Origin of the sequence: Pseudoalteromonas sp. McH1-42 (assembly GCF_022347845.1) — a bacterium.
Taxonomy (GTDB): domain Bacteria; phylum Pseudomonadota; class Gammaproteobacteria; order Enterobacterales; family Alteromonadaceae; genus Pseudoalteromonas; species Pseudoalteromonas rubra_D.
Genome location: NZ_JAKRFU010000026.1, coordinates 60,294 through 68,238, shown reverse-complemented (window position 1 = coordinate 68,238; position 7,945 = coordinate 60,294). Strand labels below are relative to the sequence as shown.

The 7,945-nt window shown below is 46.2% G+C and carries 7 protein-coding genes; 3 read left to right on the top strand and 4 right to left on the bottom strand.

All coding sequences use genetic code 11. The annotated features are described in order from the left end of the window. The first annotated feature begins 283 nt into the window (after positions 1 to 283). Positions 284 to 763 carry a hypothetical protein gene (locus MHN31_RS20355; RefSeq protein WP_239445176.1) on the top strand — a complete coding sequence of 160 codons (480 nt, stop codon included), beginning with the start codon at positions 284 to 286 and terminating at the stop codon, positions 761 to 763. 80 nt (positions 764 to 843) lie between these two features. Next, positions 844 to 1,446 (top strand): hypothetical protein, encoded by a 603-nt coding sequence (locus MHN31_RS20350; protein WP_239445175.1) that lies wholly within the window; start codon positions 844 to 846, stop codon positions 1,444 to 1,446. A gap of 128 nt (positions 1,447 to 1,574) precedes the next feature. Here MHN31_RS20350 and MHN31_RS20345 read toward each other — a convergent pair whose 3' ends face one another. From MHN31_RS20345 to speD, 4 genes are all read right to left on the bottom strand, one after another. After that, positions 1,575 to 3,047, bottom strand: coding sequence for an FAD-binding protein (locus tag MHN31_RS20345; RefSeq protein WP_239445174.1), 1,473 nt, complete (start codon positions 3,045 to 3,047; stop codon positions 1,575 to 1,577). 433 nt (positions 3,048 to 3,480) lie between these two features. Then, positions 3,481 to 5,274: an ABC transporter ATP-binding protein gene (locus MHN31_RS20340; protein WP_239445173.1), complete on the bottom strand. Its 1,794-nt coding sequence runs from the start codon at positions 5,272 to 5,274 to the stop codon at positions 3,481 to 3,483. 150 nt (positions 5,275 to 5,424) lie between these two features. Further along, complete coding sequence (speE, locus tag MHN31_RS20335) at positions 5,425 to 6,387, bottom strand: polyamine aminopropyltransferase (protein WP_239445172.1); 963 nt, start codon at positions 6,385 to 6,387, stop codon at positions 5,425 to 5,427. A gap of 19 nt (positions 6,388 to 6,406) precedes the next feature. Then, a complete protein-coding gene (gene speD, locus MHN31_RS20330) occupies positions 6,407 to 6,844 on the bottom strand; it encodes an adenosylmethionine decarboxylase (protein ID WP_239445171.1) in 438 nt (145 codons plus the stop codon). Between the two features lie 523 nt (positions 6,845 to 7,367). Between speD and MHN31_RS20325 the strand changes: the two genes are divergently transcribed. Continuing rightward, complete coding sequence (locus MHN31_RS20325) at positions 7,368 to 7,679, top strand: hypothetical protein (RefSeq protein ID WP_239445170.1); 312 nt, start codon at positions 7,368 to 7,370, stop codon at positions 7,677 to 7,679. Positions 7,680 to 7,945 lie beyond the last annotated feature (266 nt).

The window sequence follows — 7,945 nt, the reverse complement described above, 5'->3', positions numbered from 1 at the left end:
GGCTCAATTTATCGTAGATGTTAAAACGAGAAAAGTTAAAGATACGATATTTGGCAAGTGATATTAAGGTTAGAGGTACAGTAATGGATTGAATGGACATCCACCCAAAATCTTAGACATTCAGTCTGGGCTTATGGATGGGGGAGGAGGTGGACGCGCCTAAATCAGCGTTAGTTGACCACTACCCAGTCGCCTTGTGAATTTACGGGTGGGTGTCTCCTGAAAGTTTATTGAGTGAAAGTGACTGTTGGAGAGCTAGAGATAATAATATAAGTTGGAAAAAATGAAGTTTTTATTGATTTTTATTTTCTTATTTAATTTGGACTCCGCTGTAGCACATGATGACCTTGAGCTAAATATAAGCTACGTAGATTCTGATTTGTTAGTTACTTTGTTTAATCGAGGAAGGGAAAACACTTTTTATCTTAAGGAGATCAACTTTTGCATGTCTGCTCCCAAGGGTATAAACGTATTCTTGAAAAATGAAGCCGGGACTGTCTTTCGTCATTCATCTTTCTTAAATCGTGTGTGTTATGCACCAAAAGGCGGGCTAGCATCGAATTATGGTGTTATGCACTTGATTGATAAAAAGGACATTACTCAGAGTAAATTCAGTATTGCTGGAGGTAAAGGTGGAGAACCTCTTGAACCGGGGGTATATGAGCTAGGGGTTAAAATTTGTAGCAGTATGAAAGATTATAAACTAGCCGATTGTATCTATAGTAATAGTTTGCCCTACACCGTTGGTGCTAAGTTAAAGTAGAAACTAAACAGAGACTTGCAAAGACACCCATTCAAAATCGGCACAGTGTGAGAGAAACAGGCTCAATAGGTTGAATGGGAATGTTGCTAAGCGAGGCTTCTCAACCATTAAAGCGCTATTTGAGAATTACTAATATGAAGGTACTAAGTGCGTTGCTTCTTTTCGTATATTTTTCTTTTGATTGCAGACTTTTATTTGCAAGTGAAAATGAGGGGTCAGATTACTTCCTGTATGAAAGTCATCCAACGGTTTCGTTTGACGGAGGGTGTATAGGGAATAAGTTGGAGCAGATTAGGGGTAATGCGAGATTTACCAGAGAGCTGTTTCCATTAATTTCTTGTGGAGGAAAACACAGTAAAGCGATTGTTTCATTCGACAGTTCAGTAAAGGAGAGTGAAATTAAGTTTGTTGTTAGCCTTATGGTGAAACTTGGGATTTTAAGTAATAGTTATGGATATGATAGCGATGATTTTAAGTTCAAAGTTCTGGAGCATGTAGAAAATATCCGGGACTCTATAGAATCAAGAGCTGAGCAGATTAGTGTTTCAATCTATGAAAGATGGGAAGCAAAAAAAGTAGTAACTATTCAATATCATGATGGCTCTAAAGTTATGTTAACAGAGGTTTCAACAGATGGTTTAAGCATTGAGTCGGTTTCTTCAAGCCGGATTATGGTGAACTGATAGATTAAAGCCAGGTGAGATGCCAATACACCCATTCAAACTCGGCGCGGTATGAGAGAGGCAAGCTCAATGTGAACCTGCCCCAGACAACCGGGCGTCAGGCAACGCCCAGCTAGTTCTAACTCAACCTACCGCTTAAAAATCCCTCTCATCGGGCCTAACAGGTTATTAGGGTCGAACCAGTTTTTCAGTATTTTCAGTAAAAACCACTTTCTGTGATAATGCTTTTTCCAGTCTTTTGAGCTCATGGGAATGGCGCCCACCGGGTACTGAAAGCCTCCCAGCGCCCGTGCGCCTTCATAAATGCTTCTGTTAGCCTGGGTGAGTTGTTCAACACGCTCCGGCGTGGGTGGAATGGCGGTGCGCATTAAAGAGAAGTAAACGAACTTGTCTTCTTCAGGGACGCTGAAAAACAAGCTGCCAAACGCATCTCTTTGCTGCATCGACATCAATACCGGGCCTGCGACGTCATTAGGCGGTGTATTGGCCAGGGTATCTTCGATAAATGCCTGGGCTTTTGATGCGGGGATCAGCAGTGGGCACCAGGGGTGGGGCAATGTCCAAAGTCCGGCCGCTTTGAGTTGTTCAACCACAGGTGCCAAACGGTTCAGGAACGTAAAGTAAGGGAGGTCCTGGATCACCTCTTCTCCATACACAAAGTTTAAGCCATCGAGTAGCTCGGCATCCACGGGAGGGGTATCCGGCTCAAAGTACTTAGCGAGTTGCATGACATAGCGCCAGCCACCGGCTGGATCGGGCTCTGCGCCACCCTGAACACCATCAAAAATCCCTTCGTCCAGCAAGCGTTGATTGTCATTTAAGTAATGCGCTAAGTCATCATAAACCAGTTGGTAGGCTCTGACCTGGCTGGGAGCTGGCTCCAGCTCAAAGCCAGCCTCTACAATGATACCGAGCTGACCCAGCCCACCTTTCATTGAATGGAATAGCATGCTGTTTTGGTATGGCGAACAGGTGAGTAAGCGCCCGTCACCGGTAATGACTTTGAGGTGGCAGATATTATCGGCCATACAGCCATGTTTGAAAGACTGCGCACCCAGGCCGCCCACGGCCAGGGTTCCGCCAACACTCAAATCAACAAAGTCCGTGACAATCGGTAACCCTAAATTGTGTGGTACGGTTTTGCTGAGTAAATCAATCCAGCGTGCGCCAGCCTGGGCAGTAATTTGTTGCTTGTTAACGTCGTAGACATCCGATAATGTCACCATGTCAATGACAACACCGCCCTGGGTTTGCGTTTCTCCATTGGTAGAATAGCCTTGCCCTTTTACCGCCACTGTTAAATCATGCTGGTTGGCAAATTGGACCATCTCGATGATGTCCTGATAGGTGGCTGGTTTTAAAATCGCCCGAGACACATAGTGATGAATGTGGCCAAAATCGTCGGCGGCTTCGCTGAGGCTGGTTTCATCTGTGATCAGTTCACCTTCGAACACCGGAAAGTTACTGGCAAACACCTCGGGTGGTAAGGTGAGTAAATCAGTTTCATTTGCCCAGCTTTGACTTTGCAAGTTAAACCCAACAACCAGGCTACCTACCCCTATTTTCTTAATAAAGTCTCTGCGAGATGACTCTTTAATCATACATCCTCCTTATATTACTGACGCAAAACGGCATGCTTAAAATCCGATTTGGCAGTGAGAAACTCGCGCTTAATGCTGGCCCGCATTCAGTGGTTGCTACCCTGGTATAGTGACAGCTGCTTACATGTGTTTACTCCTGACACAGAGCCTCAGCGCTTGGTAAATATGTGTATTGGATATGTTCCGTACCATTAACTGTCTGAAATCAGGCAAGTCCTGCATTAGCGGCACTCACCTGACCATGTGCAGCGGACTGGGTTTATTTAACGCGTCAGCCGCAATATCACTATATCAATATAAACATAAAGTTTACAAGTTTTTAACTAAAGGTGGGCTGATAGCGCAAGGATGGGGAGAGACTGGAGCGGTTTGTGCTAACGCCCTGTGCATTGCATCAGGGCGCCAGGCAGGTAGAATAGGTGTTACAGCTTTATCAGACCACAGGTTCTAGTACTTCTTCTGGCCTGCCATCTTGTGTGACTTTACCGTCTTTAATTTCAATAATGCGATCCATCATAGCGAGCACGTCATAAGAGTGCGCAACCGAAATCACGGTTTTACCCTTCATTAGTGTTTTGAGAGACGCGATAAACTCAGCTTTAAGCACCGGGTCCAGGGCGCTGGTTGCTTCGTCTAACAGGAGGATTTTTTTATCTCTGAGTATTGCTCTGGCCAGTGCCAGACGCTGTCGCTGGCCACCAGATAGTTGCCCGCCATTTTCACCAATAAAGGCCGATAAGCCTGTGCGACCCCGGGCGTCAGTGTAGTTTTCTACAAATGTTAGAGCATTGGCCTGTGCCAGTGCCTGTTTCACAGCTTCTCGACTGACGTTATTCAAACCAAACGCCACATTCTCATAAATGCTTTGATTAAACAGGCCGATATCCTGGTTCAAAAAGCTAATCTCACTACATACTTTGTCTGTTGAGTAATCTTCGATGTTTTTACCATCAATATAAATCGCGCCTTCTTCAATTTCGTCAATGCCGGCAAGCATATTAAGGAGCGACGATTTACCCGAACCGGAAGGGCCGATGATCCCGACTTTTTCACCGGCTTTGATTTTTAAAGACAGATCGGTGAACAAAGGCGCTTTGTTTTCATAGCCAAACTCCACCTGTTTAAAGGTGATTTTGCCGTTCGGGACATTAAAGTTGCCTTCATCTTCTATGGGTTCTATATCTTCCAGAAATTCGTTGACGACCTCTCTGCCCACCGTAACCTGACCCCAGGAGACAAAGAAGGCATCAAACTCGTCCTGGCACCATTCCGACAGCGATATCACCCGGTAAACCAGGGCAAGCACCATGGAAAACTCACCAATTGAGATACTGCCTTGCATCCACAGTTGCAAACACAATGCACCCGTACCGACCACTAACAGGCCATTTAGGAGCCCAACCACAGAGGCAAAGTTAGAGAACACACGGAATTCCTTCGCCACCACTCTGCGGTGTCGGGTGGCCCATTTCTCGGCAAACTGTTGTTCATAGTCGGCGTTCGAGAGCATTTTTACAGTGCGGATACGTGCAAAACGCTCGGTGAACTTTCCGGTGATCTGCGCACAACTTTCTGCTTCGAGCCGGTTGGTGGTTTTGGCTTTGGGGATCCATTGCCCCAGTAGCATAGCCAAAAACAGACCGGTCCAGACAAGGAAAGGCAGGGCCAGCCAGCCGTCAATGTTGCCCACGTAAAACAGCAATGCCCCCAGAAACGCCAGTAAAAACCCGGCAAAACCACAAAACTGCAATACCACATCGATGATCGCCTCGGAGGTATCCACGATGACAATGGCGGTTGAGCCAGGGTCATCTTCTTCGTGGTAACTGGCAGGTGAGGCAATCAGAGTGCGATACAGTTTTATGATGGTATTTTTTTGCAGATTCGGTCCGAGTAACTGATGAAACACCAGGTTTTTAATCAGGGTGATGGTGGGGATCACCACGGCGATGGCTACCGCGACGAGGGCCAGCGTGTGCCCTTTGTCATTGAGCTGTACGCTGCCGCTTGCGCTATCCAGCCAGTCGACTAAGTCGCCTAAAAAGTCGAACGTCACAATCTGTAACAGACCGCCAAACAAAGAAATAACAAAGGCGATGGCTATCCAGCCAGAGAACTCTTTGGCGCACTGGCGAATAAACGGCAGGTTGTGCTCTGTGGGTGTTAACTGGCTGTCAAAGGTGTCTTTGTGGCCTAATTTCTCAAATAGCTTAAATAGTGATTTCATTGTGTTGTGTGGCACCTGGGCGGATCGGGTTTTGCTCTGGCTGTGTTGCCGGAACCTGGCACAAACAAGCCACTGGCACGATGACAGGGTGTCGTGACAGTGGCTCTGAGTGTGATGGTAATTTACCTTTATGTCATGCAGGAGAAAGGCTTATTCGTCATCGTCACTCTGATTGGAGGTTGCCGGGGTATAGTCATCCCAGTCACCGGCTTCTGGCATTGACAGCTCATCCACGTTTTCACATTTCACAGCCTGATTAACGTACTCCCGCATGTCTTTTGACAGGAAGAAGGCACCAAAGTGAGCCTCAGGTGAATAGTATTTAGTGTGAATGTCGGCCTGGGTAAAGCGTGATTCCAGCTCATCAAGCGAGAGCGTGTCTATGGTGCCACTGCGTGTTGCCCAGATAAACGCATGAGAGCCGCCAAAGTAGTCGTAACAGCCACCCATATAAATGCCCGCAGGGTTGTTAAACGCTTGAGTCAAACGCGACACCATAGATTGCATCATGTAGGGTTCAAAGTACGGTGTACCACCTTGTGCGACCAAAATCCCGTCCGCCTTAAGTGCGGTTAGGCAATTGCCAAAGAAAGATTGGGTGAACAGAGTTTCTGATGCGCCGCCATCCGGATCTGCTGCATCCAGGATGATGAGATCAAAGCAATCACTGTACTGAGAGATGATCTCTGCACCATCCCCAATGCGCAATACAAATCTGGGGTCATCAAATGCGCCGTTGTTGATCTCGGGTAAAAACTCGCGGCTTAATTGAATGATTTGTTCATCAATGTCTACCATCACAACGTTTTCGACGCTCTTATGCTTTAAGACTTCACGAGCACTGCCGCCGTCTCCGCCACCCACAATTAGCACGTTTTTAATGTTGCCGTGGAAAAGGATTGGGACATGCGCCATCATTTCATGATAAATGTGCTCACCCTTGGTGGTGACCTGAATACCGTCGTCTATGCGCATTACTTTACCCAAGTGGCGGGTTTCGAAGATGCTGACATCCTGGAACTCGGTTTCTACGTCGACCAAATCTTTTTCTGAACGAAGTGCAATGTGAACGCCACTTGTCATTTGCTCGTAATGCCAATTAATCTTAGTCATGTGCGTGAATACTCCGTTGTTATGCGGTTTTAAGGGTTGCGTGTAACTGGTTATCTAACAGGGGCTGAAATGCTCCGTTGCGACTCACTGAGCCACCCCGGGTGAGGGTATTAATGACCATTCGGCCCGGCTGAAAACACGCCTCTATCACTGGCAGACACAGTTCAGGCTGCGCTTCACCACACATAAAAATGTCCATGGCAGCAAAGTTGTACTCCGGCCAGGTGTGAATAGAAATATGGCTTTCGGCCAGAATGATCATGCCCGACACACCGCCGTTGGTTTCAAATGGGTGTAAATGGGTTTTCAAAATGGTGGCGTTTGCAGCGTTGGCACACTCAATCATCATCTTTTCTATGTGCGCTTCACCTATCAGGTTAGAAGCATCAAACAGGTCGACAATAATGTGCTGACCCAAAGGGTAAACCGACTGTGACTCTGGTGAGGGGATAGTCATATGTTTCCTCAGTGCTGTGTGATTGCCGCTTGAGTGGCCAGGCTTTGGCCAGTGAAACAAGCATGTTGTGAATGCAGACATTCCATCATTGAAATGTGCAACGAGTGTGGAGTCAGGCATGCATGCTGAAGCAGACGGGTTAGTATGCGGCAGGTGGTTATTACAGTTCTTATTAAAAACACAGTGCGCTCAGCAGGTTGTGACTTCAAAAAACAAGCGACAAGCACTGAAAAATGGCGCGTTGTTTTGACTTGGTGTTTAAATATAAGTCTGACAATGGAGGGAGCGCGATGAATCGCCGTTAAGGGGCATGCTACAAAGGAGTACTTAAATTGAAAGCTTATTTCTACTCTTATCATATTAACTGCGCCAATGATTGAATGTGATGCGCTGGAAGAAACAAAAAATATGAAGTTGACCTGGATACATTAATCAGAAAGGATGTCGTTGCGTTGTACATGGGAGCAAACGGCACTGGCACATCCAGCTTGAGCGACCAGTAAGTAATTAGAAGGTAGTTCCAATGAATAAGAAACTGTTGCTATTGAAGCTTCCAATGAGCTTTGCGATCGTGCTTAGTACAAAAGGTGGTTACTTTTTAGGTGTGCCTCTTTTTGCTATTTATTACTTTTTATTCTATCGAAAGGTTATTGAATCGAAAGAATTTACTGAGCATGACAAAGGGCTTTTTAAAAAAACGCCCTATTGCATCGCTGTTGCCGCGCTTGGTGGAGGTTTAGAAAGCTTGTTCATATACGGGATTGCAGGCGTATGGTACGTGTACTATTTATTGAGTCTCGACCCAGAAGCTTCTGATGAAAAACAACATCACTGACACCTGTTTAACACAAGCGCTTATCGAGTGTTTATTTGTGCAATAACGCCTGAGCGATGTTCACAAGAGAGAGGGATTCGCTATCGGGCATAAAAGCCGCCGAATAGGCGGTTCTTTTAAAAGCAATGGCGTGTGCACAAGAGTGAGGGATTCGTTTTCGGGCATAAAAAAACCGTCCACAATGGGACGGTTCTCTTAAAAGCAAATGGCGGAGAAGGAGGGATGACAAAATACGTCCTATATTTTGCCCTGCGGGCCGCACTGAA

Coding starts and splice junctions, on each gene's coding strand:
- MHN31_RS20355 (WP_239445176.1), top strand. CDS start 284: ATGAAGTTTTTATTGATTTTTATTTTCTTATTTAATTTGGACTCCGCT.
- MHN31_RS20350 (WP_239445175.1), top strand. CDS start 844: ATGTTGCTAAGCGAGGCTTCTCAACCATTAAAGCGCTATTTGAGAATT.
- MHN31_RS20345 (WP_239445174.1), bottom strand. CDS start 3,047: ATGATTAAAGAGTCATCTCGCAGAGACTTTATTAAGAAAATAGGGGTA.
- MHN31_RS20340 (WP_239445173.1), bottom strand. CDS start 5,274: ATGAAATCACTATTTAAGCTATTTGAGAAATTAGGCCACAAAGACACC.
- speE (WP_239445172.1), bottom strand. CDS start 6,387: ATGACTAAGATTAATTGGCATTACGAGCAAATGACAAGTGGCGTTCAC.
- speD (WP_239445171.1), bottom strand. CDS start 6,844: ATGACTATCCCCTCACCAGAGTCACAGTCGGTTTACCCTTTGGGTCAG.
- MHN31_RS20325 (WP_239445170.1), top strand. CDS start 7,368: ATGAATAAGAAACTGTTGCTATTGAAGCTTCCAATGAGCTTTGCGATC.